This is a genomic window from Mediterraneibacter glycyrrhizinilyticus, assembly GCF_015560805.1.
In the GTDB taxonomy this organism is placed as follows: Bacteria; Bacillota; Clostridia; order Lachnospirales; family Lachnospiraceae; genus Schaedlerella; species Schaedlerella glycyrrhizinilytica_A.
The window spans coordinates 305,757-331,991 of sequence record NZ_JADMSO010000001.1 but is presented as its reverse complement, the minus strand read 5'-3'; the positions used below and the strand labels follow the sequence as shown (position 1 = coordinate 331,991).

The 26,235-nt window shown below is 46.3% G+C and carries 22 protein-coding genes, 2 tRNA genes and 1 riboswitch; of the genes, 5 read left to right on the top strand and 19 right to left on the bottom strand.

All coding sequences use genetic code 11. The features are described 5' to 3' along the window. Positions 1-96: 96 nt before the first annotated feature. The 6 genes from I2H87_RS01580 to I2H87_RS01555 all read right to left on the bottom strand — a co-directional run bounded on the left by I2H87_RS01580 (position 97) and on the right by I2H87_RS01555 (position 11,696). Positions 97-1,209, bottom strand: a complete 1,113-nt coding sequence (locus I2H87_RS01580; protein ID WP_195609163.1) for a Gfo/Idh/MocA family protein — start codon at positions 1,207-1,209, stop codon at positions 97-99. Positions 1,210-1,405: 196 nt separating this feature from the next. After that, a complete protein-coding gene (locus tag I2H87_RS01575; protein ID WP_195609162.1) occupies positions 1,406-2,326 on the bottom strand; it encodes a sugar phosphate isomerase/epimerase family protein in 921 nt (306 codons plus the stop codon). Positions 2,327-2,501: 175 nt separating this feature from the next. Further along, positions 2,502-4,910, bottom strand: coding sequence for a GH39 family glycosyl hydrolase (locus tag I2H87_RS01570; RefSeq protein ID WP_195609161.1), 2,409 nt, complete (start codon positions 4,908-4,910; stop codon positions 2,502-2,504). A gap of 105 nt (positions 4,911-5,015) precedes the next feature. After that, a complete protein-coding gene (locus I2H87_RS01565) occupies positions 5,016-7,418 on the bottom strand; it encodes a GH39 family glycosyl hydrolase (RefSeq protein ID WP_195609160.1) in 2,403 nt (800 codons plus the stop codon). Between the two features lie 137 nt (positions 7,419-7,555). Then, complete coding sequence (locus I2H87_RS01560; RefSeq protein ID WP_022151891.1) at positions 7,556-8,935, bottom strand: MFS transporter; 1,380 nt, start codon at positions 8,933-8,935, stop codon at positions 7,556-7,558. Positions 8,936-9,131: 196 nt separating this feature from the next. After that, positions 9,132-11,696, bottom strand: coding sequence for a beta-glucosidase (locus I2H87_RS01555; RefSeq protein ID WP_195609159.1), 2,565 nt, complete (start codon positions 11,694-11,696; stop codon positions 9,132-9,134). A 195-nt stretch (positions 11,697-11,891) separates the two neighbouring features. Here I2H87_RS01555 and I2H87_RS01550 point away from each other — a divergent pair, with 195 nt between their 5' ends. Then, positions 11,892-12,485 (top strand): HAD family hydrolase, encoded by a 594-nt coding sequence (locus I2H87_RS01550; protein ID WP_195609158.1) that lies wholly within the window; start codon positions 11,892-11,894, stop codon positions 12,483-12,485. A 29-nt stretch (positions 12,486-12,514) separates the two neighbouring features. On the opposite strand, the gene I2H87_RS01545 is transcribed toward I2H87_RS01550, so the two are convergent. The 4 genes from I2H87_RS01545 to pfkB form a co-directional block, all read right to left on the bottom strand. Then, entirely contained in the window at positions 12,515-12,826 is a 312-nt protein-coding gene (locus I2H87_RS01545) for a cysteine-rich small domain-containing protein (RefSeq protein ID WP_195609157.1), read from the bottom strand. Between the two features lie 3 nt (positions 12,827-12,829). Continuing rightward, positions 12,830-13,588, bottom strand: coding sequence for a peptidylprolyl isomerase (locus I2H87_RS01540; RefSeq protein ID WP_195609156.1), 759 nt, complete (start codon positions 13,586-13,588; stop codon positions 12,830-12,832). Between the two features lie 33 nt (positions 13,589-13,621). Beyond that, positions 13,622-15,178: an ABC-F family ATP-binding cassette domain-containing protein gene (locus I2H87_RS01535; RefSeq protein ID WP_009267191.1), complete on the bottom strand. Its 1,557-nt coding sequence runs from the start codon at positions 15,176-15,178 to the stop codon at positions 13,622-13,624. Positions 15,179-15,292: 114 nt separating this feature from the next. After that, positions 15,293-16,207, bottom strand: coding sequence for a 1-phosphofructokinase (gene pfkB / locus I2H87_RS01530; protein WP_195609155.1), 915 nt, complete (start codon positions 16,205-16,207; stop codon positions 15,293-15,295). 224 nt (positions 16,208-16,431) lie between these two features. Here pfkB and I2H87_RS01525 point away from each other — a divergent pair, with 224 nt between their 5' ends. The 4 genes from I2H87_RS01525 (at position 16,432) to I2H87_RS01510 (ending at position 19,101) form a co-directional block, all read left to right on the top strand. Then, a complete protein-coding gene (locus I2H87_RS01525) occupies positions 16,432-17,058 on the top strand; it encodes a TlpA disulfide reductase family protein (protein ID WP_195609154.1) in 627 nt (208 codons plus the stop codon). Then, positions 17,045-17,200 carry a CD1871A family CXXC motif-containing protein gene (locus I2H87_RS01520; RefSeq protein WP_195609153.1) on the top strand — a complete coding sequence of 52 codons (156 nt, stop codon included), beginning with the start codon at positions 17,045-17,047 and terminating at the stop codon, positions 17,198-17,200. The genes I2H87_RS01525 and I2H87_RS01520 overlap by 14 nt, the downstream gene beginning before the upstream one ends. Before the next feature lie 84 nt (positions 17,201-17,284). Further along, entirely contained in the window at positions 17,285-18,190 is a 906-nt protein-coding gene (locus I2H87_RS01515) for a 4Fe-4S binding protein (protein WP_195609152.1), read from the top strand. Beyond that, positions 18,188-18,283, top strand: a riboswitch (purine riboswitch). It overlaps the preceding gene by 3 nt. 209 nt (positions 18,284-18,492) lie before the next feature. Continuing rightward, on the top strand, positions 18,493-19,101 hold the full coding sequence (locus I2H87_RS01510; RefSeq protein WP_195609151.1) for a hypothetical protein: 609 nt from the start codon (positions 18,493-18,495) through the stop codon (positions 19,099-19,101). 127 nt (positions 19,102-19,228) lie between these two features. Here the strand turns inward: I2H87_RS01510 and I2H87_RS01505 are convergent. The 9 genes from I2H87_RS01505 to truA form a co-directional block, all read right to left on the bottom strand. Next, a tRNA-Pro gene (locus tag I2H87_RS01505) sits at positions 19,229-19,302 on the bottom strand. Positions 19,303-19,335: 33 nt separating this feature from the next. Further along, a tRNA-Gln gene (locus I2H87_RS01500) sits at positions 19,336-19,407 on the bottom strand. A gap of 141 nt (positions 19,408-19,548) precedes the next feature. Further along, the gene (gene dapF, locus I2H87_RS01495) at positions 19,549-20,382 is read right to left on the bottom strand and encodes a diaminopimelate epimerase (RefSeq protein ID WP_334299419.1); all 834 of its coding nucleotides are present in this window, start codon (positions 20,380-20,382) and stop codon (positions 19,549-19,551) included. Between the two features lie 43 nt (positions 20,383-20,425). Beyond that, on the bottom strand, positions 20,426-21,148 hold the full coding sequence (locus I2H87_RS01490; protein ID WP_009267201.1) for a LytR/AlgR family response regulator transcription factor: 723 nt from the start codon (positions 21,146-21,148) through the stop codon (positions 20,426-20,428). A 303-nt stretch (positions 21,149-21,451) separates the two neighbouring features. Further along, the gene (locus tag I2H87_RS01485; protein ID WP_117551472.1) at positions 21,452-22,411 is read right to left on the bottom strand and encodes a carbohydrate kinase family protein; all 960 of its coding nucleotides are present in this window, start codon (positions 22,409-22,411) and stop codon (positions 21,452-21,454) included. Positions 22,412-22,463: 52 nt separating this feature from the next. Further along, positions 22,464-23,411: a TIGR03943 family putative permease subunit gene (locus tag I2H87_RS01480; RefSeq protein ID WP_195609149.1), complete on the bottom strand. Its 948-nt coding sequence runs from the start codon at positions 23,409-23,411 to the stop codon at positions 22,464-22,466. Position 23,412: 1 nt separating this feature from the next. Next, a complete protein-coding gene (locus I2H87_RS01475; RefSeq protein WP_117551474.1) occupies positions 23,413-24,600 on the bottom strand; it encodes a CobW family GTP-binding protein in 1,188 nt (395 codons plus the stop codon). Between the two features lie 16 nt (positions 24,601-24,616). After that, complete coding sequence (locus I2H87_RS01470; RefSeq protein ID WP_195609148.1) at positions 24,617-25,369, bottom strand: exodeoxyribonuclease III; 753 nt, start codon at positions 25,367-25,369, stop codon at positions 24,617-24,619. A 118-nt stretch (positions 25,370-25,487) separates the two neighbouring features. Further along, positions 25,488-26,225, bottom strand: coding sequence for a tRNA pseudouridine(38-40) synthase TruA (gene truA, locus I2H87_RS01465; RefSeq protein ID WP_117551476.1), 738 nt, complete (start codon positions 26,223-26,225; stop codon positions 25,488-25,490). Positions 26,226-26,235: the final 10 nt, after the last annotated feature.

The following is a 26,235-nucleotide window of genomic DNA, read 5'->3' as shown; positions in this document are numbered from 1 at the left end:
CATCACAGCCGATATGCCGGGTTCATCGTCTATGTAATCGAGCAATGGGAAGTGATTTCACGTTCGATGCCTGGAGGTACTGCCGTAGTTATTTTATTAGTCGAAGAATACTTCTTTTCCTGTTTCTGCTGATTTGTAGATTGCTTCCAAAATCTGAGTTACTACAAATGCCTGTTCCGGTTTTACAAGCGGATCTGTGTCATTCAGGATTGCTTCCAACCACTGTGTCTGCTCACGAACTGCCTCTGCTGCTGCTCCGCCCTCGAAGAAGTCAACAACGCCTGCCGGAGAGATTGTCTTTTCCATCAGCTGGTTGTGCTCTACTGTGTTGTAGATCAGCTCATCCTGCGGATAGCTTCCGCCGTGGTGGATCTCAGCACCTGCTTTTGTTCCGCAAAGTGTTGTAGATGCTTCCATGGATTTCAGTACGTTCAATGCCCATGATGCCTCAAGGTAGATCGTCGCACCGTTTTTCATTTTGATCAGACCGAATGCAGAGTCTTCTACTTCAAATGTTTCCGGATCCCATGGTCCGAATACGTTTCCTTCCGGACCGTCTGCCTGACGTCCCAGTTTGTAGAATACCTGTCCGGATACAGATGCCGGCTCGTAGTTGTTCATCATCCACAGTGTGATGTCCAATGCGTGTGTTCCGATATCGATCAGCGGTCCGCCTCCCTGAAGCGCTTTGTTCGGGAATACGCCCCATGTCGGAACAGCTCTTCTTCTCAAAGCGTGTGCTTTTGCGAAGTAGATGTCTCCCAGTTCTCCGTTTTCACAGGAAGCGTGAAGTGTCTGTGTATCGTCACGCAGACGGTTCTGATAACCGATCGTGAATTTCTTTCCGGAAGCTTTCCAAGCATCCAGCATCTTCTGAGCGTCTTCTGTGTTGTGAGCCATCGGCTTCTCACACATAACGTGTTTTCCTGCTTCAAATGCAGCTACTGTGATCGGGCAATGAGCAACGTTCGGTGTACATACATGTACAACGTCGATGTCAACGCTCTTGTCTGCAAGCATTTCTTTGTAATCTGTATAAACTTTCGCGCCCTCTGCTCCGTATTCTTTTGCAGCTTTTTCTGCACGCTCCGGAATGATATCACAGAAAGCTACCATCTCAGCTTTGTCAGCGTTTGCTTTCAAAGACGGCATATGCTTCTGATTTGCGATTCCACCACATCCAACAATTGCAACTCTTAATTTTTCCATGATTTTTCTCCTTTTGATTCTTATTTCTCACGCCTTAAACGGCGGTTGTTTACTTTGCTTGCGCTTCTATGCATCATCAGCTCAAGAATCCAGCCGCATCCGCGTCTGCCGCGCTTACGCGCTCTCGATTCTTTCGCTGTCATCGTATGCACAAAAGTAAATACTCACTTCGTTCGTGCTTCCTTTTGTTTGCATACTAGATGACATACTGTTTCAGGTATCTCTGGCTTAATACGAGGGAATCTTCCACTTTTTCTTTGCTTCCCTCAAACGCTTTATCTTCTACTTCGATACATGTATATCCGTCGAATCCGATGTCTGTCAGCGCGGATACATATTTACCCCAGTCTACATCACCGAGTCCCGGAAGTTTCGGTGACATGAAATCAAGCGGATAAGCCATGATTCCGCAGTCATTCAGGCGGTCTCTGTATACTTTGATATCTTTATAATGTACATGGAAGATCTTGTCTTTAAACTCATAGATCGGTTTGATGTAATCGATCATCTGCCATACAAAATGAGACGGGTCATAATTGATTCCGAGATTGTCGCTGTCCAGAATCTTGAACACTTCTCTCCAGATCTTCGGTGTTGTCATCAGGTTCTGTCCGCCCGGCCACTGATCCGGTCCGAACAACATCGGGCAGTTCTCGATCGCAACTTTTACATCATTTTCTTCTGCCAGTTTGATGATCGACGGCCATACTTCTTTCACCAGTTCCAGATTCTCTTCCACTGTCTTTGTCTGGTCTCTTCCGATAAATGTTGTCACCATGCCGACGCCCAGCTTTGCGCTTGCAAGGATCACATTTTTCAGATGTGCAACTGCTGCCGCTCTCTTTTCCAGATCTCCGTCCATTGTGTTCGGATAGAATGCCAGAGAAGAAATGTCTACATTTTTCTCTTTGCTGTAATCCAGAATGTGTTTCGCATATGCGTCATCTTCCAGCACACGATCCACATCAATGTGGCTCACACCGGCATATCTTCTCTCCGCTTTTCCCTGCGGCCAGCATGCAACTTCCACACACTCAAATCCGTGGTCTGCTGCAAAATCCATCATTTCCTCGTAGGTCCATGTGTCAAGAATTGCACTCACAAATCCTAATTTCATTGTCCTGTCTCCTTTTCTTTTTGAGTTTCCCTCTGAACTTGACTTCATTATAGCCTGTTCAAAAAAGAAAAACTTTCCTCAAATTATCCTAATTTACTAGTTCTTTTAGACTCTTTTTCTCTTCCACGGAAAAAGAGGACAAAAAAAGCATGTCTTTTTTTGTCCTCTTCTCTTTCTAATATTGATAATGAATATCCAACGCCCGGATCTCATGTGCCAAAAGCTTGGTCTCCACACGGAGGATTCCGTCTTCCACATGGATTTTTCTCATCTCGACTTTCGGCGTCGCATTACGTCTCAGATATTCGATCTCTCCTTTTGACAGATCGCGAAGATATTCCATATCCCGCCAAAGCTCCTGCACACTGCCGTTTTCCGGGTTCACATAGAAACTACGCATGATATAATCACCGTTTTCTACATTCCGGATCTCAAATTTCAAATGGATCGCGTCCAGATCTTCATACAATTCCCCGATGTCTTTCACATCGATATCCTTTTCTTCTTTCATTGTATAGCGGTAATTCAATTGTTTGCAGTTATGACAGACGATCGTATAATTTCCGCGTCCGTTCGTACTTAGCAACGCATTTTCCGTCTTTCCGAGCAGATCCGACTGCAGAAAATGCAGAAAATGAAATGCGTAGAACGACGGTTTTTTTATACCGTCTCGGCTCAAAAGACCGCTTTCTCCATACAAAACGCCATCCGTATCATAAAATTCCGAATGCAGATCCGAACCGTGCCAAAATCCCATCATATCTACATTCCCGACAGATTCGATACAGGTTTTCATCACATACGCCCCCTGCGCGCAGCTGTCGTTGATACAGTTCCGATTGGAGATCGTAAAATTCCACTCTGTAATATGAAGTTCCGCCGGTTCAAATTCCTCTTCTTTCAGCACCTCTTTAAAAATATCCAGTTGATTTTTTGTAAAATTACTGTCCAGAGACCGTTTTCCAAAATATACGCCGTCCTGTTGAAGCAGTAAATACGAATAGGAATAAACGGTCAGAAAATCCGGATGAACCTGCCGCTTCTTCCAGTTGCGTATCAAGCGGTGATACTGATGCGTGTCATAACCAAGCGCGATCCCCGCCCCGCCGACCTTGATCTTCTCCGAAATCCGCTTCAATGCATGATATCCGATTTCAAAACAGTCGAAATACCACCCATTCTCATCCTGCATATTCAGCCGGTCGTCTTTCCACAATTCAAAATACCATGTTTCCACCACATCCATCCCATACCGGTTGATCAGATGAGAGGCAAAATCATGCATGACTTTTTGATAACTTTCCCTGTCATGGAAAATGATCTCATTGTCTTTGCTCGTCATCGCGGAGTTGATCGAATAGCTGACGTCCATCGGTTTGAACGACAGTTCGATGTACGGTTTCAGCCCATTGTCCACAAGAAAATCCAATCCTCTGTCCACACGGCTGAAATTGTACCGCCAATTCCCGTCCTCGCCCTCATCGTACATATCCTGCACAAAAATATTCCAGATACGCACATACGAAAAACCGATCTCCTCTTTCATCACAAGAAGCTGCTGCTGCATGTCGCTGTCCAGAAGCGCGTCGATCTTTCCGATATTGATGATCCGGCTCCAGTTTTTTGAAAGCGGGACTGTTTTGTTCGCATCCACCGCGAACAACTCCCGATTTTTCGTCGCCACATCGTCCTGCACGCTGATCCCGCCGGCAAGATACTGTTTGACCCTTTCCTCCACTGCCTCTCTCGATCCGGAATCTTCTTTTTTCTCTTCCGCCTGTTCTTTTCGGATACTGCTCCGGTATGCGGACGGCGTCATATTATAAATATCCCGAAATGCTTTGTTAAACGAAGCCGTCGTCGGGAATCCATTGTCCAGCGCGATCCTTGTGATCTTTTTCTCGGTATAAAGCAGATCGTCCACCGCATGGAACAAACGGATATTGTTGACATATTCCAGAAAACTCAATCCAAACCGTTTTTTAATGTATTTTGACAAATATGCATTGGACAAATACAATTTCTTCGCGAGATCGTTCAGACTGATCTGTTTTTGATAATTCGCCTGCACATAATTCTGAATTTCAAATACGCGTGAATTGTCCGGCGCTCCCTTTCCTTTCAGCCGGCTGTCGTCCGCTTTGATCCGAAAATAGCTGGTCAGCAGATAAAGCGCCTCATAGTAAATACTGTTGAGATAAAGCGCGCCCTCATTTTCCCGGTCGTAGAATCGGTTCAGGATCCGGTTCAGCACTTGCTTCAACGGCTCGTAAGCTTCATTTTTATCCGCCCCGGAATTACACCAGAACAAAATCTGGTTCGTTCCGAGGTATTCCGCCAGCTTCGTAAAATTGATCCGGAATCCGGCGATCAGAAGTTCCCCCTCCGTCTCCGCCAGTGAATGCCGTTTATTTGCATTGACAAGCAGAAACTCGCCTTTCTTTAACTCATATTTCTCCGTTTCGATCTGGATCTCCGCCGCGCCGTCCAGCACATACAGTATCTCCAGATTTTGATGGAAATGTGTTTCCTGCACCTTACGAGTATCGAAATCAAAATCCATCACTTCATGCATGATATCCATGTTCTTTCCTCATTTTCCTTTTCTTGCCTTTTTCGCAGGATCATCCTGTCGCAGGATCATTCTGCCGCAAAATCCTCCTGTCACAGAATCATCCAGCCTGACCGGTCACGGCATCTCCGAGATCACGATCCCCTGGATTTCCTGCGCCGTCAGCTTTGTCTCCACGACAAGCACATGATCCACTGCCTCCGCCTTTCGGATCGTCAGTTTCGGCTGACAGGTCATTTTCAGATATTCGATCTCTTTTACCGACAGATCATTGAAATAGTCCAGTTTTTTCCATTCATTCTGCACATTTCCGTTTTCCTGATTGACAGAAAATACTTTGATCTGATAAATACCGTCGTTTACGTTTTTCAAACGAAAACTAAGCTGAATGCTCTCGTTATCCGCATACAGACGAGGCTGCTGCTCTTCCTCGATCTCATCCTCGTTCAACGAATAATAACGGAAGTTAAAATGCTTATAGTTATGGCAGCAAATATAGAACAGATCTTTTCCGTTTCCCGACACAAGAGAATACTGCCCTTTCCCATAATAGTATTTTTCCAGATTGTTCAGATGTTCAAATGCAAAATATGCCGGTTTCCGGATCCCGTCCCGTGTGATCAGCCCGCATCCGCCAAACAATAACGCTTCCGAATCGATCCGTTCCGCAAAGATATCTGTCGCGCTCCAATATCCGATCATATCCGCCTGTCCGTAATTCTGGATCAGGTTTTTCACGATGTAGGCGCTCTTATAACAGCCGTCATTCAGGCAGTTCCGGTTGGACAATGTCGAACTCCACTCTGTGACGTAAAGTTCTTTTGTCGGGAAGTCCTCTTCCACAAGGATTTCTTTGATCCGCTGTACCTGATGATAAAGATAACTTTCATCCGGTGAATACGGATTTCTTCCCGCGTCGAGCAAATGTTCTTTCAGAAGATACGGATAGGAATAAATCGAAATAAAATCCGGCTGCTGCCTGCGTTTTTTCCACTTTCTGAGGATCGACGGCAATTCTTCCGCAATATAATTCATGCTGAATCCGGCGCCGCCGAGCTTCACGCCGGGCGCATATGTCCGGAAAATATCCGCCACCGCATCAAACGCCTCAAAATAACTCTCGATCTCAACTTTCTCCTGGATCACCGCATTCTGCTCCAATTCAAAATGCCAGCTTTCCACTTCGCTGATCCCATACCGCCGCACAAGATGTTTGATCAGTTCTTCCAAAAATCCCCGGTTCTTTCCGATCAGCGAGATCTGACTCCGGATATCCAGAGACAGCATCTTGCGCTCCACACGACCGACAACATATTCTCTTCCTTTAAACCCGAGTTCCACATGCGGTTTTACGCCGATCTCCATCAGAAAATCGAAGATCTGATCGATGATCTTGAAATTATACCGGGTATTCCGCTCCTTGATCTCGATCATCACATCATCGGAAAGTAGATTCCAAAAACGTACATATTCAAAATGAAGCATCTCCACAAGATATTTGATATGTTCGCGCACATCAAACCGCAGCAGTTCCGACGCCGTCCCCACATTGATGAGTTTGCACCAGTTTCTCTCTGTCAGCTCCTTTTTCGTCACGTCGATCTCCAGTTCGCGTACTGTCGAATCTCCCGATTCCGGTGAACTGATCAGATTGTACGTCAGATATTGTTCCACACGTTCCATGATCTGCTCGCTGTTTTCCGGCTGTTCGCTTTTCTCCCGTTTTTCGAGCATTTCCATCCGGTACTCTGCCGGCGTGCAGTGATAAATTTCCCGGAACGCATTGTTGAATCCCGCCTGATTCGGAAATCCGTTTTCCATCGCGATCTTGATCACCGTCTTATCTGTGTACAGAAGATCACTGACCGCATGCTCCAGACGGATATTATTTAACAATTTCAAAAAACTCATCCCGAAATTCTGTTTGATATATTTGGACAAATAAGTATGCGACAGATACAGTCGGTCCGCCAGCCCCTTTAATGTGATCGGTTCCCGGTAATTCGACATGATATAACTCATGATCTCATTCATCCGCTCATCCTGGATCCCGCGCAGGGAATCATACTGCTTCATTCCCTTTTTCACAATAAAATCCGTCGTGATCAAATAGATCAGCTGATAATAAATACTGTTCTTCAGCGCGATTCCCTGTCCCTCCGTCGTCTGATAATAGTTAAAAATCTGACGGATATAATAACGCATCTTATCATAACTTTCCGAACGTTCCTCTGCCGAATTGCACCAGAAAAACAGATGCTCCCCGCCGAAAATTTCGGTCAGCATCGTATAGTCAATGAACAGGCTTCCGAGCAGCAGTTCCCCCTCTGTATGGTAGGCATGCCGGACATTGGAATTCACCAGTATGAACTGATCCGTATTTAAAAAATGCGTTCCGTCTTCATACTCCACTTCCAGACTTCCATCCAGCACATACAGGATCTCTATATCCTGATGAAAATGCATTTCCCGTTCTGTTTTTGTTGAAAACTGACATTTGACGATATTCTCATATTTCATCATTGGTCTCCCCGCTTCTTACGTCTATCCCCTATGATAATCTGATTTTTCCGATTTGGCAACAAAAAAGATGCCCCTTTCCGTTCACGAGATTCTTCTCTTTCCGAAAAGGAACATCTTTTTATCAGCTATACTGTTTATGCATTTTTCGCATTTCTTTCATCCAATTCCACACGGATCTTATCCATCATCTTCTTATCCAGTTTGTACCAGAACAGAGGAATCATGGAAATGATGATACAGATTGTCGGGAACAGGTTTACGATTGCGTTGATACCTGTCTTTACCGCTTCTGTCTGTTCTGCATTCGGAACATAACCGGTTGCCGCAAGAAGCAGTACTGTTGCAGAACCGCCGACTGCTGTCGCAAGTTTTACACCAAAGCTCATGTAGGAATAGGTAAGCCCTTCCTCACGGATTCCGTATTTCCAGTCTCCATATTCGATACAGTCGGAAAGCATACCTGTGCTGACATTTGCAGCAGAGTTTCCAAATCCAATGATCGCACTGATCGTAAGCAGGAATACATTGTTGTTTGCCGGTACGATAAACATCGTCACAAATCCGAATACCATGATTACGTTGAGGATCAGCAGCCAGTTTCTCTTTCCAAATGTCTTTGTTCCCCACGGAAGTGCCAGACATCCGAGTAATTCGGTAACTGTCATGATCGTAAAAATCGGAGCGATCATTGTAAAGGAACCAACCACATAGATTACATAATATGTCAGCATCGACATACGGCACATGATCGCAAGCGCTCCGAGAAATACGTTCGATACGGTGATCAAAAGCATTTTGTTCTTGCACATCAGTTTCAGGGATTCCAGTACGGATCTCTTCTTTACTGTCTGCTGAGGTGCCTCAACTACAACCGTTTCTTTACATCTTGCAGCACAAATCCAGAAACATGGCAACATCAGCACTGAAAATACGATCGTCGCCCAGAAATATCCCTGTGCGTTTGCAGCGTCGCTCTTGCTGAAGAACAGGATCAACGGCATTGCGCCTGCTGAAAGAATCATCTTGATCACAGATGCTCCTGTCGCTCTGTATGCTGTATAGTTCATACGAACCTGGGAATCACGCGCGATCAGGTTTACCAGTCCGCCGTATGTAACGCAGATCGCGGTATAAGCCATACCGGCTCCGATGTAACATACAAGACAAAGGATCACTTTCGCCAGCCCCTGAACCGGGAACACGGTAAAAGTCAATACGTTAAAGATTGCAAGGAACGGAGAAGCAAACATCAGATATGGTCTGAATTTGCCCCAGCGTGTTCTTGTTCTGTCTGCGATTACTCCCATCATCGGATCATTGATCGCATCCCATACTCGTGCGATCAGCATGATCAATGAAATCGCACTCGCGCTTAAGCCTACAATATCCGTATAAAATACGGTCAGATAGGTGTTGATCATATACCAGGAAAGCTGGGATCCGACCTCACCGAAACTGTAGCAAAAGCCTGTCAGTTTGTTGGTTTTCTCTTGTGTTGCTACTTGATTTTCCATGACTTCCTCCTCTAGTCGTCCTTTGATTTGATAGTCCTATCCTAACATCTGTCTATTCTTCCAGCGACAGAGGATTGGTCAGAAATACATATGATTTTTAATCTATTTTATTAATTATTTATAAAATTTATTTTTTCATCAAATACTCACTGCGGATTTTTACTCTCTGTTTTCTCAAAATACTTTCCGCTTTCGCCTAACGAAGCAGTGTTCCGTTCTTTTTGCAGAATGCATAATAAATCCTGCTGGACATGATTCCATGCAGAACATTTGCCGCACATCTTCGCACATCGGTCACTGTGATCACACCATCCTGCACGGCTTTCGTTACTGCTTTGACTGCGCCGTCTCCTCCCGGCATCAGCAGATCGTTTCCTGCCGCGATCGCCTTTGCATGATCCCCGAGTCCTTTTCCGGTTGCAAACCAGTCGGTCATCACCAAACCGTCAAATCCCCATTCATTCCGCAATACTTTTGTCAAAAGATCGTAACTGTTATTGACATATTCGCCGTTTACTTTATTATAACTGGACATCACCGCCCCCGGATACGCTTCTTTCACAACAATTTCAAACCCACGCAGATAAATCTCCCGAAGCGCCCGCTCACTTACATTTGCATTCGTCCGATTTCGGTTATCTTCCTGATTATTACAGCAAAAATGCTTGATCGTCACAAAACAGCCCCTGTTTTTCTGCACGCCGCGCGTCATTGCCGCCGCCATTTTCCCGGAGATCAGCGGATCTTCCGAATAATATTCAAAGTTACGTCCGCACAATGGATTCCGATGAATATTCAGCGCCGGCGCCAGCCAATACGTCACTCCATATGCTTTCATTTCTTCTCCGACTGCATTTCCGACTTTCTCAACCAATTCGGTGTTCCAACTCTGAGCCAGTGCCAGCCCCACCGGAAACGCTGTCGTAAACTGATAAAGCAGGATATTTTTATCCGGATCCGCAAGCATCAGTTTTTTCACAAAATCCGGCATATAATTCATCAACGAAATAAACGGATCTACCGCTTTCAGTTTGCCGCTTCTCATAAGCGCAGACCTTTTTTGCAGCCGCAGCCCTGCCGGTCCGTCCGCAAGCGCGACGTTCGGAATGCCTTTTCCAAGGAGTTTTCCTGTCGTAAATCCCGCGGAACCCGGCGCTTCAAAAAACTTTTTCTGTCCGCGTATTCCTGCGCCTGCCGTCAAGGCCGCCAGTTCCTCTGTGGAAAGTTTGTTCAGGATCGGATCCAGCTTTTCCGAGGAATACACATCCGGATTTTTGTAATGATATTCGATTGTTTCAAAATCGGAGGCACAGATCGCCCGATGGGCAACATTCTCCGGAGCGTTTGTCTCTTTGTCCGAATTTTCCCTGCCTGTATGTTCTCCGTCTGTGTTTTCCCTGCCTGTATGTTCCGCTGCCTCCCTTTTCGGCTGATGCAGTTCCTCCACCGGACTGAGCCGCTCGCAAATATGAGCCAAATGTTTTGTCACTACCTCTTCATCCAATTCCACGACTGCGCAAACTTCCGTGTTTCGGCTGCTGTTTCCGAGACGGAGCCGATATTCTCCCGCTTCCAGTATCATTCCCGCATCCGCGGTACTGTAACTTGCCAGATCCGCAAAATCAAACTGCAGCGTCACGATCTGACTCTCTCCCGGCTTCAGGCGGTCTGTTTTTGCAAATGCCGCCAGCTTTTGATATTCTTTCTCAATCCGTCCCTCCGGACAGCTTACATAAAGTTGAAGCACTTCTTTTCCCGCGTACTGTTCCCCTGTATTTTTTACGCGGACAGAAACCGTGATCTTTGTTTGATCCACAACGATTTCTTCCATATCCCATGAAAACGTCGTATAAGATAAGCCGTAACCGATCGGATATTTCGGCGTCACATGAAACGAATCAAAATACCGGTATCCTACATAAATCCCCTCTTTATAATGTTCTTCATTCAGATTGCCGTTTAAATAGCTATATTCCTTTGCAAACGGAATGTCTTCGTAATGCTGCGCCCATGTATCTGCCAGTTTTCCCGATGGCGTCGCCTCACCGCTCACAAGATCCGCAAATGCTTTTCCTCCCATCGTTCCCTGCTGTGCAAAAAAGACTACCGCGTTGATCCCCGAAATTTCATCCAGGAAATTCATGTCAAATGCTGCGCCTACGTTGACTGCCACGATCATTTTCTCATAATATGCAGCGCAAAGGCTGATATTCTGCCGTTCCACTTCGGAGAGTGTATATTCCTTATTTTTCAGCTTGCGGTCAGCGCCCTCTCCCGCCTGCCTTGCGATCACATAAATACAGGTATCCGTTCCCGAGTCTTCCAGATCTGCCTTTGTCACCGGCTGACCAAACGGATACTGATACGGCTCGCTCATCAGGTTGATCACATTCGTCATGTTTAATGTCATCAGTTTCTTGCGAAATGCCTCTGCGTATGCTTTTTCTCCAGCCTCATATAACCGGGCGTATTCGTCGATCCATTCTCCTGTCGTGACCGTGAACCCGCTCATCTCCAGCCCCTCCCGAATGGACACCGCATGCCGCTCGTTCACTTCGCCCGATCCGGTTCCGCCTTTGATCGTCATACCTGCGCCTGCTCCAAACAAAGCGATCTTTCCCGGCTTGACCGGAAGACAGCCGTCGTTTTCCAGCAGGACGATCCCCTCTAATGCCGCCTGATACGCCACTTCCCTGTTCGCTTTTTCCAATGCCGTCATCGCATCGGAAAGTGTTGCTTTTGTGTGTACTTTTAATCTCATATCCATTCCTCCCGTCTTGGAATTTTCGCACATCTTTGTTTTATTTTATCACAAAAAACACTTCCGGTAACATCCACATAAAAATTTCATATTTTTCATATTTTTTTGACTTTCTCTTCTGTAACTGCTAAACTCAAAACAGTCGGACTGGCTGTTTTTTCACATGGATCAAAATTAAAACGGAGGTTTTTCACAATGAATTATAAAAATTTTGTATTTGATTTCGGAAATGTACTCGCTTCCTTTGACGGCGAGGAATTGCTCACACATTTTTGCGAAGACAAAAAAGATCGGGCGCTCCTAAAAAAAATCATTTTTGAGAACTGGCAGGCATTAGATGAGGGAACAATTCGCTATCAAGACTATATCGATCAGGCGCTTTTACAAACTCCCGAGCATCTCCATGAAAATGTGCGTGCCTTTTTCAAAGACTGGCACCGGTATCTTACGCCGCTGACTCAGACATGGGATTTTATCCGTGAACTCAAGGCGTCCGGGCATTCCATTTATCTGCTCTCCAACGCGCCTGTCTATTTTGCGGATCACGCATCGGAAGTCTATGAGATCTTAAAGGAATTTGACGGGATCCTTTTCTCCGCACCGGTCCTGCTCGCAAAACCGCAGCCGGAAATTTACCGGCTTCTCTTTGATAAATGGGATCTCGATCCACAAGATTGTTTCTTTCTGGACGATAAACCGGAAAATATCGAAGCGGCGAAAAAAGCCGGAATGAACGGAATCGTATTTACCGGAGATATCGAAGCGGTAAAAGCAGTGGCACTCTCTTGATCCTCCGCTTCCACGCTCCAACAGATATTTCAATCCTTTTTCCGCTCCTGTTTCTTCGCCAGCTCCATGATCTCCCCGTATTTTCCTATAACATACGGGTAATTTTCCCGCTTGTGCGGCAGCATACATCCGGTACAGTCTTTGATCCCGTTCTCCGTATAACGGAAATTGCCGCCGCAGCGCTCTCCGAGCGCATACAGCGGACAATAACAGAACAGACAGTTAAAATTCTCCGGATCTTCTGTTTTATGACACGGAAAATATTCGCATTCCTTATGACTGAAAAAGGAATACTTTTTCTTCGGATCAATCCCCTTTTTTCTCTGTTCTTCTTTTTTCATATATTATTTCTCTTCCATATATTTTCCGCGCAGTTCTGCTACTTTAGCGTCATAAACTTCTTTCTGCTTTTTCTGCAAAAGGATTCTGCGGATGCTGGCTGCCGCCTCGTCAAATGATGCGATCTGCGCTTCGTTCTTCTCTTCCACCTTGATCAGATGATAACCGAACTGCGTTTTCACAGGTCCCACAACCGCTCCGATTTCCGCTGAAAATGCAGCGTCTTCAAATTCTTTTACCATCTGTCCTCTTCCAAATGCGCCAAGATCTCCGCCCTTAGCACCGGATGGGCAAGTGGAAAATTCTTTCGCAGCGTCCTCGAATGATTTCTCATTTTTCTCGATCGCAGCAAGAATCTCTGCGCATTTTTCTTCTGTTTCCGTCAAAATATGCTTCGCGCGGACTGTCTCTCCTTTTTTGTACTGCTCTTTATTTTCCTCATAATATGCAGCGGCTTCCTCCTCGCTTACCGAAGCGGCTTTTAACGTCTCGCGCATTGCGATCTGAGCCAGGATATCGCGCTTTGCATTGGCGATCATCGTCTGAAATTCTTCTGTCTCTTCTAATTTTAACTCTTCTCCTAACTTCGCATACAGCCGCAGCGCGATGAACTGATCCAGACACTGCTGACGGAACTGCGGATTTGCCAGATATGCCTGCTGCTCTCTCGGCACCGCCTGTAAAAAGAAGTTGAACTCCTCCTGCGTGATCTCTTCCCCTGCTACTACTGCTACCACTTCTTTCTTATTTGTTTCCTGTGACATCTTTGTTCTCCTTTTTCTCTTTTCTTTCTCTATTTACACAATTCTGGTCGTCCATTTTGAACAATCCCAGACATCCTGTACGATATCCTGATAAAATTCCGGTTCATGACAGATCAAGAGCAATGTTCCGCGGTACTCGTTCAAAGCCCGTTTCAATTCTTCCTTTGCATCCACATCCAGATGATTAGTCGGCTCGTCCAGCATCAATACGTTCGTCTCCCTGTTGATCAGTTTGCACAACCTTACCTTTGCCTGTTCTCCTCCGCTGAGTACACGGACCTGACTCTCGATATGCTTCGTCGTAAGTCCGCATTTTGCCAGTGCGGAACGCACCTCATACTGTGTAAAGGACGGAAATTCATTCCAGATCTCCTCGATACAGGTAGAGCGGTTTTCTCCTGTCGTTTCCTGTTCAAAATATCCGATTTGCAGATTTTCTCCCAGTTCGCAGCTTCCTTTCAACGGCTTCACTATTCCGAGGATGCTGCGGATCAACGTCGTTTTTCCGATTCCGTTCGCTCCGGTCAGGGCGATCTTCTGTCCGCGCTCCAATGTCAGATTCAGCGGTTTTGAAAGCGGATCCTCATATCCGATCACAAAATTTTTTGTCTCGAATATATATTTCCCCGGCGTCCGTCCGATCCGGAAATGGAATTCCGGCTTTGGGCGCTCCGCTGCCAGTTCGATCAGATCCATTTTATCCAGCTTTTTCTGCCGCGACATCGCCATGTTTCGCGTCGCCACACGCGCTTTGTTCCGTGCCACAAAATCTTTCAGCTGACTGATCTCCTGCTGCTGTTTCTTATAAGCCGCCTCAAGCTGCGCCTTTTTCACCTCATAAACACGCCGGAAATCCTCATAATTTCCAACATACCGGTCGAGACATTGATTTTCCATATGGTAAATGATGTTCACGACCTCATCAAGAAACGGAATGTCATGTGAGATCAGAATAAACGCGTTTTCATATTCGGTCAGATAGCGCTTCAGCCAGTTAATGTGTTCCTCGTCCAAATAGTTCGTCGGCTCATCCAACAGCAGGATGTCCGGTTTTTCCAGCAATAATTTTCCGAGGAGGATCCTCGTTCTCTGTCCACCGCTCAGATCCGTTACATCACGTTCCAGCCCCAAATCCAGAAGCCCAAGTGCCCGCGCCACTTCCTCCACTTTCGCATCGATCACATAAAAATCATGAAGTGTCAGCGTATCCTGGATCGTTCCGAGTTCCTCCATCAGCCGGTTCATCTCGTCTTCATCCACATTTCCCAGTCGGTCGCAGATCTCATTCATCTTTGCTTCCAGATCAAACAGATAAGAAAACGCCGATTTCAGCACATCTCGGATCGTCATCCCTTTTTCCAGAACCGTATGCTGATCCAGATAGCCGATGCGCACATCTTTCGCCCACTCGATCCTGCCCTCATCGGGTCTTAATTTTCCCGTTACAATATTAAAAAATGTGGACTTTCCCTCTCCATTCGCTCCGACAAGACCGATATGTTCGCCGCGAAGCAGCCGAAACGAAACGTCCTGAAAGATCGCGCGGTCTCCAAATCCATGGGAAAGATGTTCTACATTTAGAATACTCATTTCCTCTTACTCCTATCTCAAACTTGCTTGTTTCCTCTGAAAATATAGCATATTCCCTCCGAAATAACAACCGTTTTCCCGGACGCCGCTTCTGTCTCTTCTGTCACCGTAACGCTATAGTCTTCCAAATTCGCGCCGGTATAAGCGGATGATCTCTTCTTTTGTTGCCAGCCTCTCCGAAAAGGCGCTTGCGCTTCCTGCCGATACTCCCATTTCAAATGCATATCGATATTCCCGCCGTTCCAGCCATCCGCAGATGAATCCGGCTACCATGGAGTCCCCCGCTCCGACTCCGTTTACCAATGTACCTTTTGGCGCCGCCGCTTCATATACGTTCCCATCTTCCGCAATAAGAACAGCACCCTCTCCCGCCATCGATACCAACACATTTTTTGCACCCATTTTCTGTAATTCTTTCGCATATAGCACAACTTCACTGCGTTTCCTTAACTCAACGTCAAAGATTTCTCCGAGTTCATGATGATTCGGTTTGATCAAAAACGGATGATATCCTAACACATTCACGAGAAGATCTCTCGTTGCATCCACGACAATATTCAATTTTCTTCCTGCCAGATGTTCCATGATCCGGCTGTAAATGTCACCCGGCATCGATGCCGGTATACTCCCCGCAAGTACAAGTGTATCGCCGTCTTTTAAGGCTTCCAGTTTCTTCGTCAATTTCCCGACCGCATCCGGATCGATCTGCGGTCCGACTCCGTTGATCTCTGTTCCGTCAGTCGTCTTCAATTTTAAATTGATTCGTGAAATTCCGTTCTCTATCCTGATAAAGTCAGCCTGTACTCCCATCTGCTCAATCCGTCGGATAATCTCTTCTCCCGTAAAACCTGCCGCAAATCCGAGCGCCGTATTGCCGATCCCGAGATTTCCCAGCACCATGGAAACATTCAATCCTTTCCCGCCGGGAAGAAGCAGTTCCGAACTCGCCCGATTCGTCAGACCCAACTTAAAATCATCGACGGATACAATGTAGTCGATGGACGGATTAAACGTGACCGTATATACCATCTGTCTTCCTCCTGTCTTCTTTTTATGTCTGTATTATATCGTCATCATCATTAAAAACCAATTCTTTTCTTTCACTTTTATATATTTATGATCATTTTTGATTGTTACACTTTTGAATCCCTTTTTCCCGAAGTGTCCACTTGACATCCCTGCCCACTCCCCTGTATGATTACTCTAAATCCCCGAAAACAGACAAATTCATTTGTAAAGGAGAACACATTTTTATGAAATCAACGAAATCTTACATGCGCAGACGGGCGCTGTCCTTTCTCGCCGCATGCGGTATTTTTTTATCCATTTCCGTAACCGGATGCTCCGGCTCCCCGGACGAAACGGACACATCCTCTCAGGGAACGCAGGCATCTGCCTCAACGGACTCCGACGCCAAGACATCTTCGCTGCTCGGAGATTTTACAGCCGTAACACAAAGCGGCGAACCTGTGGATCAGACCATCTTTGCACAGGCGGATGTCACAATGATCAATGTGTGGACGACGTTCTGCACTTACTGTCTCGATGAAATGCCCGCACTGCAGGCGCTTTCCGAGGAATACAAAGACAAAGGATTTCAGGTTGTCGGTATCGTCAGTGACGTAGCCAAGTCCGGCGACGACACGGTACAGGACATCATCGATGCCACCGGAACAACTTATATGCACATCATTCCGTCTTCCGATCTTCGTACCGGATTTCTGAAAAATGTCCAGTCCGTTCCGACGACATTTTTTGTAGATTCCAATGGAAAACAGATCGGAGATCCGTATCTCGGTGCGAAAGACCAGGATACCTGGGCGCAGATCATCGAAGAAACACTCCGTGCCGCACAGGAGAACAACAATGAAAGCAACTAAAACAAACAGAACGAATAAGCCTGCCGTCTTTCTTCTGATCCTCTCCGTACTTTTTATCGGAGCAGGTATTTTGAGAGATGAGACCGCTACCGTGCTGATCAAATCGATCAACATCTGTCTGGAATGTATCGGCATCGGTTAAACATCAACATGTTCCCGTAAAATATTTTCATTCTGCAGGATGCCGTTTCCTGTCGCTAACCAAACAGAAAGTAAGCAAATACCTATGAAAACAAACTTTTTTCAGAAACTGATAAAACGTCCGCGGCTGCTTGTCCAGCTGCTCTTTTCCGCGGTCATGAACGGATACCTGTACGGCTTCGCCACCGGGCGGATCTACACCGGTCCCGCCAAAACGCTTTGTGTTCCCGGACTGAACTGTTATTCCTGTCCCGGCGCCCTCGGCTCCTGTCCGATCGGCTCCCTGCAGGCAGTCCTCGCCGATCGGAATTATCGTTTTTCCTTTTATGTCGTCGGATTCCTGATGCTGTTCGGATCGATCTTCGGACGCTTCGTCTGCGGATGGCTCTGTCCGTTCGGTCTGGTGCAGGATCTGCTTTTTCGGATCCCGATTCCCGCACCTTTAAAAAAATGGATTTCCAAACGGAAGAATCTTCCCGGTCACAAAATCCTTGTTTGGACAAAATATCTGATCCTTGCCGGTTTTGTGATCATACTTCCGCTCATTGCCGTAGACATCATCGGTCAGGGTTCTCCGTGGTTCTGCAAATATATTTGCCCCAGCGGTACGCTTGGCGCCGGGATCCCGCTTTTGTTGACCAACGAGCCGCTGCGTCAGGCTGCAGGCTTTCTCTTCCAGTGGAAATTCGCAATCCTGATGTTTCTTCTAATTTTATCGGTATTGGTATACCGCCCATTCTGCAAATACCTCTGTCCGTTGGGCGCAGTGTACAGTCTTTTCAACCCGATCGCACTTTATCGGTACCGGGTGCAGGAAAGCAGCTGTACAAAATGCGGCAAATGTCAAAAAGCCTGCGGCATGGACATTCGCGTCTGGGAAACACCTAACAATCCGGAATGTATCCGCTGCGGCGATTGTCTGAAAGCCTGCCCGACCGGCGCGCTTCAAAGAAATTGCCGACATTCCGCAAAAAATAAATCTGCCGTATAAAAGTCTCTGAAATTGACTTGTATAAGTTCGTGATTGGATGAGCGTGTCTACCAACTGCCGTAACAGTTGACTACAAATTTTGGGGAAACCAAAGATTTATAGTCATCTGTCACGGCAGTTTTTTTATTTGCGCATTCCTCGTGTATAAGATGCGGATTGCTTTTATACCCGGGTGAAGTCTTTCCTTTTTCTGACACTTCAGCTGAAACCGTAAGAATTTACCGGTTATGGAAATTTTATTTTCTTGCATAAGAATACATGGTATCTTGAAACTATTAAAAAATCCCAAAAGGAGACCAACTATGAAGAAAAGAATCGGAGTTGTCATTTTCGTATTTGTTCTTTTATTTGTGTCAATTCTTGCATATAATACCTTTGCTACTGATAAAAATAATAAAGGGGTTAAAAAGATCGCCACCGAATGGGGCGAATATCTTAGTTCACAATTTTATCAAAAAGATGTAAAATCCTCAAACACAACGAATGACGATCAAAAAATGGAACAGGTCATCAAATTCTACGAGATACAGGGATACAACAAAAAAGAGGCTCAAAAATTAGCTGCGGATTATGTAGAAGAATCAGATGCCATTTACCAAAAAGCCATTGAAGCAGGAATTCGTGTGACAGATGATGAAGTTGCTGCCGAAGTCGAATCTATTAAGCAATTATACCATAGTGCTGATTTAGATGAAATATCTAAAGAACAAATGGAGGCGATCATCAGTACTTTTAAAAGCGAAGAAGATTATTGGGAATACGAACGGGAAGTTTATCAGACCTTACTCGTTTCGCAAAAATATGTTAATACGATCCTAGAAGATTTTTTCACATCACATCCGGAAGCTTCTTATGCTGACTGGTCAGCTTATTTTGAAGACTGGAAAGATCAGTTAATTGCTGATCAATAGTTAAGCTCTTCTGGTATCATGATTTTCAAAAAAATTCTTAGGTAAAATTCTTAGATAGAAAATTTCAGACAAGAAAATAGCGGGTTGTGATTCCTCACAACCCGCTATTTATAAGGGTTTCTTCAAGTCGGAGTGACAGGATTTGAACCTGCGACCTCTACGTCCCGAACGTAGCGCTCTACCAAGCTGAGCCACACTCCGATAAAATAGGGAACCTGAGATTCAGATTCCCAGCTACGGAAAAGGGACTTGAACCCCTACTAACAGAGTCAGAGTCTGCTGTGCTGCCAATTACACCATTCCGCATCATCTCGTTGCTGTTGTGTTTTCTTACTTGTCACACGCAACATGGTTATTATAGCAGACTCATATAAAAAATCAACCCTTTTTTACAAAAAATTTTAAGAAAGTTTTTTCTCCGTTTTTTTTGTTATTTTCAGAATTTTCTCACAATTCAATCTCTCCATCAAATACGACTTCCGCCAGTCCGGTCATGTAAACCTTGTCCGCTTCCCGATCCCATTCGATCAGCAGATCTCCGCCCAAAAGCTGAACTGTTACTTTATTTTCCGTCAGACCATTCAATATACACGCGACGGCAACCGCACATGCTCCGGTTCCGCAGGCCAGCGTCTCCCCGGATCCTCTTTCCCATACACGCATCTTGACGGTATTTCGATCCAGCACTTTTACGAACTCGGTGTTCACACGATTCGGAAAACAAGGATGATGTTCAAATTTCGGACCGATCTGCTCGATCTCCAGCCCGTCCACATCTTCCACAAATACAACCGTATGTGGATTTCCCATTCCGACAGCAGTCATCCGGTATTCTGTACCGTCCACTTCGATCGGCATATCGATCACCGACTCGCCGTTTGCGATCACCGGAATCTCCATCGGACACAGCATCGGTCTGCCCATATCCACGCGTACCTGCCGCACACGTCCCTCTTTCACCGTAAGATCCAGATATTTGATCCCGCCAAGTGTTTCCACGGAAATGTGCGTCTGATCTGTCAGTCCGTAATCATACACATATTTTGCAACACAACGGATACCATTTCCGCACATTTCTCCGCGGGATCCATCCGCGTTATACATCTCCATCTCAAAATCCGCTACGCTCGACGCGTTGATCAAAATCAGCCCGTCCGAACCGATTCCGAAATGCCGGTCGCTGACTTTCACTGCGACCTCTGACGCATTTTCCAGTTTTTTCTTTGTACAATCTACATAGACATAGTCATTCCCAAGTCCCTGCATTTTCGTAAACTGCAGCTTTGTAGCACTCATCTTCTCTGTTCCTCTTTCTTCGTAAGATTTATAAATTTGTTTTCTCGAAAATATAATCCGCATATTTTTGTCGGATCTCCAGCCGTTCCTGTCTGCGCATCGGAATCCGTTCCCCATTGGACATCAGAAAATCGGCATGCTCCATCTCCTGAACCTGATCCATATTGATGATGATATTTCGGTAGCAGCATTGAAACTGTGCATATCCGATAAGAAGTTTGCTCAATTCACGAAACTGCATGTAAGAGCGCACCATCCGCCGCGCTGTATGGATCCGGATATAATGATTCTCATAATCGCAATAAATAATATCATCCAATAATACGCGTACCATCATTTTTTTCTCTTTTACTTCAATATATTTCCGAACCGGATGGATCTTATCATACACAAGATCCATCGTCTGCATAAACTGATCGTAACTATACGGCTTCAGCAAATATCCCGATGCCCCGACGGTATACCCCTCGATCGCAAAATCCGGTGAATTCGTCGAAAAAATGATCATAACATCCGGATCTTTTTCCCGGATCTTCTTTGCCGTTTCCATTCCGTTCATATTTTCCGAATCCAAAACCGCATCCAGAAAAATCACCGCATACATTCCTTCACGAAAATGATCCAGAAAAGCTTCCCCTGACGTAAAGCACACCATTTGATAGGATGTGGATCGTTCTCCTAAATACTGATCCAGATATTCTGTAAGAAATGTGATCTCTTCTGTTCTGTCATCAATTACCGCTATCTTCATACCATTCCCCATTCTCTAGCAAAAGGAAAACCGAATCCCCCAACTATCGAGAAACCCGGTTCTCCCACTTTTGTCTCTATTCTCGTTTTCTCTCTCTTGTCTGCTTTTCCTCCGCTGCCGTAAAACACATCTATACACCGCAATTTATGCCCCCACACATTGATATTTTGCATACGCATGCCATTGCACATTTATGTCATTATACAACAGATTTCTTTCGCTGAAAATGGTATTTCCTTAATTCAGACCATTTTAGTATGTTTTTTACCGCTTTCACCCAGCCATAATCTTCCTTTTTCGGTTTTACTGTCCGAGCAGACGTAAAACTTCCACTTTTTCCGGCATTGCCCGGATCGCACCTTTTCTTGTCGTGACGATCGCTGCCGCCGCGTTGGCAAAGGACAGCATTTCTCCAAGCTGTTCTTCCGTCAGATTATCAAGACCATGTTCCAGCACATAATTCAGCACGCTTCCGCAAAAGGTATCTCCCGCTCCGGTCGTCTCGATCGTCTTGCACAGAATGCCTCCGCGCTCCACACGCATTTCCTTATAATATGCGCGGCTTCCGTCTTTCCCCATTGTCAAAAGGATCAACGGGATCTGATACGTTTCCTGCAGATAACGGATTCCCTCATCATAATCTTCTTTTCCGGACAGGAACTGGATCTCATTATCCGAAATCTTCAGAATATCACACTGACTGCACCCATATTCCATCTGCGCCTTTGCCAGCTCCATACTGCTCCAGAGCGGCGGGCGCAGATTCGGATCAAACGAGATCAACGCGCCGGATCTTTTTGCCGCCTGCACAGCTTTTTTCGTCGCCGAACGCACTCCGTCATGGGTCATGGAAAGCGTTCCGAAATGAAAAAGTCTTGTCTGTCCGATGAACGCAGGATCCACATCATTTTCATCAAGCATCATGTCCGCCCCGGGATTGCGGTAAAAAGAAAACTCCCGGTCTCCGTCCGGAAACGTATGCACAAATGCCAAGGTCGTATTGACCGTATCATCCATCAGCAGATTGGACGTGTTGATCCCTACTTTCTGCAGTGTGTCGTGCAAAAGCATTCCAAACTGATCCTTTCCGACCTTTCCGAGAAATGCCGTTCTCTTTCCAAGTTTGTTCAACATTGCCAGCACATTGCATGGCGCACCTCCCGGGCACGCCTCAAACAGATCGTTTCCCTGTTCGCTTTTTCCATTCATTGTAAAATCAACGAGAAGTTCTCCCATTGCGATCACATCATATTTCTTTTCCATCCCCACACTCCTCCTTCTATTTTCACATATCCTCACTCATACGGACAATTTCTTAATTAAAATACACCAGTTCTTTGATCTCATCTCCGCTTTCTATATGCTCCGCCTCCAGAACCGGTCCGGTTCCATGGTACATCGCCAGTTTGGCGTATTCGACCTTTGCCCGGATCTTCACCCATTGCCCGGCTTTTAATTTCGGCGCATATGCGCTTTTGCACACATAGCCGAGAAATGTCGTATCATCCGCACAGCAGGTCATCGCCATTCTTCCCGGGAAAAACAGCTTGGACGGAAAACTTCTCGGCTTCAGTACACGCGCCGTATATTCCACGATTTTTCCGCGGTACCGATCCGGATTCTCCATCACATCCACATACCAGATCCCGTAATCTTCCGGGCGGATCTCGATCACCGGAGCATTCAGATCATACGGCACATGATCCTGGAAAATATTTTCGATCTCGCCGTTTTCATCTTCAAAGATCACTTCCGCCTGCGGGCTCACTACTTTTACACTTCTGCGGTATCCGGCAAGCGGTTTTAAATCCGTGCAGCGATTAAACAGCACAAGTTCCGCATCCCGTACCATTTCCACGAACAGTGGTTTCAAATTCGTCAAATACATCTGAAATGTGCTGGCGTCCACAGTCGTCAGTTTTTGCTCGATCCCCCAGCCCTCCGGCAGCTTCATTTTTTCAAAATCACTGACTTTCCACATACCGTTATATTCGATCACGACACGCTCCGGACGATATTTCACATCCAGCTCAGCCAGCAGATCTTCCGTCAGTTCCTCCTGACTGTCCACAGTCTCGATCACAACGCCGTATTTCTTCAATTCTTCGGCATCATACTCCTCCTCGCCCTCTTCACATAAGAGAAGAAGCGTTGTTCCGTCGATCTGAAAATAATCCTGCGCCAGTGTAAATTTTAAGAACTGGCTCTTGCCGCTGTCCAGAAATCCGGTCATCAGATAGACCATTACTTCCGGCTGTTCCATATTAATGCACCTCTTTTCCGACACCAAACAGTTCCGCGATCTTCTCTTCATTCAATTTCGATCCGATCACACAGATCCGTCCGGTATATTCTGCCGCTCCGCCGCGTACCTCATGCTCTTCCGGCACCATATCAAAGTAGATCCACTCTCCGTTTTCTCCCTCGACCATTCCTTTTGCACGGAGGATCGTTCCGTAAGATGTGTCGCTCTCCAGTGTCTTCAAAATTTCCGAAATGCTTTCTTTTGTGTACGTCTTTGTCGTCTCGCAGCCCCAGCTTGTAAACACTTCATCTGCATGATGATGATGTCCATGCTCATGATGGTCATGCCCGTGATCATGTCCGCAGCCGCAGCTGCATTCTTCCCCGTGTTCGTGGTGATGGTGGGCGTGGTGGTCATGATCGTGATGATGCTCATGATCGTGATGGTGCTCATGGTCGTGATGGTGCTCGTGGTCGTGATGATGCTCATGGTCGTGATGATGCTCATGATCGTGATGGTGCTCGTGGTCGTGATGATGCTCATGCTCATGATCATGGATTTCTCCGCACTCCGGGCAGGTCAGTTCCGCCAGCAATTCTTCTTCCAGCGATTTTGTTCCCTCCATCACTTCCAGAAGTTTTTTCCCATCCAGCTCTGTGATCGGCGTCGTGATCACCGGCGCTTTTGCATTCAGACTGCGCAAGATCTCCATGCTTTCCTCCACTTTCGCAGGTTTCGCTTTGTCAGTCCTGCTTAAGATCACCGCACCCGCATATTCAATCTGGTTGCTGAAAAATTCTCCGAAATTCTTACTGTAAATCCGGCATTTCGTCACGTCCACCACGGTTGTAAAACTGTTCAGTTTCGCATCGATCTCATCCTGCACGTCCCGCACGGCTTTGATCACATCCGACAGCTTTCCGACGCCGGACGGCTCGATCAGTATCCGGTCCGGATGGTACTTTTCCACGACCTCTTTTAACGATTTCCCGAAATCGCCGACAAGAGAACAACAGATACATCCGGAATTCATCTCCCGGATCTCGATCCCGGACTCTTTTAAGAATCCGCCGTCGATCCCGATCTCTCCGAATTCGTTTTCAATAAGCACGACCTGTTCTCCCGCAAATGCTTCCGTCAGCATTTTTTTAATAAATGTTGTTTTTCCGGCTCCCAGAAAGCCGGAGATAATATCAATCTTCGTCATATCGACCGCCTCCATTTTATTTTAATTCCAAGCAGATCGGACAATGATCCGATCCGTAGATATCCGTCAGTATCTTCGCATCCGAAAGCCTGTCCTTCATCCGTTCCGATACGCAGAAATAATCGATCCGCCACCCCGCATTTTTCTCACGGGCTTTAAACCGATACGACCACCAGGAGTAAATCCCCTCCTGATCGGGATAGAAATAGCGGAATGTATCGATAAATCCCGCATCCAGAAGTTCGGTAAATTTCCCCCGTTCTTCGTCGGTAAATCCCGCATTCTTACGATTTGACTTCGGATTCTTCAGATCGATCTCCGCATGTGCCACATTCATATCCCCGGTCACCACCACCGGCTTTTTCTCATCCAGCGCTTTCAAATACGCCCGGAAATCGTCTTCCCAGCGCATCCGGTAATCCAGCCGCTTCAGTTCATTCTGTGAATTCGGAGTATATACCGTCACAAAATAGAAATCCTCAAACTCGCAGGTGATCACACGCCCCTCCTGATCGTGTTCTTCAATCCCGATCCCGTATGTGACCCCGATCGGCTCTTGTTTCGTAAATACTGCGGTTCCGGAATACCCCTTTTTCACCGCATAATTCCAATACTGGTAATACCCGTCCAGTTCCAGGTCAAGCTGCCCCTCCTGCATCTTTGTCTCCTGTACGCAGAATATATCTGCATCGATCTCCCGGAAAATATCCTGAAATCCTTTTTGTACGCAGGCTCTCAGCCCATTTACATTCCATGATACAAGCTTCATCGTCACTCTCCTTTATTGAATCAGGGACAGATGTCTCCTACATCTGCCCCTCTGTTTCTCTTCCTCATTCGCAGCGTCGGTATTCAAACGTCCATGCGATCCTTGTACACTGACACAGTCAGTGATAGTACACTTCCCGCAGGGTAAGTCCGCTTGCCTGCGCAAGAAATCCTGCATCCGCGCGCACTTTCGATTCGAGCGCCGCCCCGACACTTTCAATGGAACGCATTCCGCTTCCGACTTCCAGAAGCGTTCCCGTCAGGATCCGTACCATATGGTACATAAATCCGCTTCCACGATAAGTGATCACGACTTTTTCACCCTGACGTTCTATCATTATATCATAAATTCTCCGAATTGTGGACTTTTCATCTTTCCGATCGGTAAATCCCGCAAAATCATGCGCCCCGACCAGAATGCCCGCAGCTTTTCCCATCGCCGAAACATCCAGTTCCCCCGGATAGTGTCCCGTATATTTTCTGGAAAATACATCCGCCTTTTCCCGGGTATCCACGGTATATACATAGCATTTTCCGCGGGCGCTGTGCCGGGCATGGAACCCGTTCTTTACAAGCTCGATCTTCCAGATACAGATATCTTCCGGAAGCCGTTTTGCACATTCACTTAAGAATTGTGCTTCCTCGATCTTTCCGCGCAGCACGATACTGGCAGTCTGCCCTTTCGCATGTACGCCGCCGTCGGTTCTTCCCGAACCCTGTACCTCCACATCATACCCTAGGATCCCGGAGATCGTCTTTTCCAATGTTCCCTGTATGGTCAGATCCGTAGACGGCTGCCGCTGCCAGCCCTGATAACGGGAGCCGTCATATGCTATTGTCAATTTATATGTCCTCATATTTCACCTG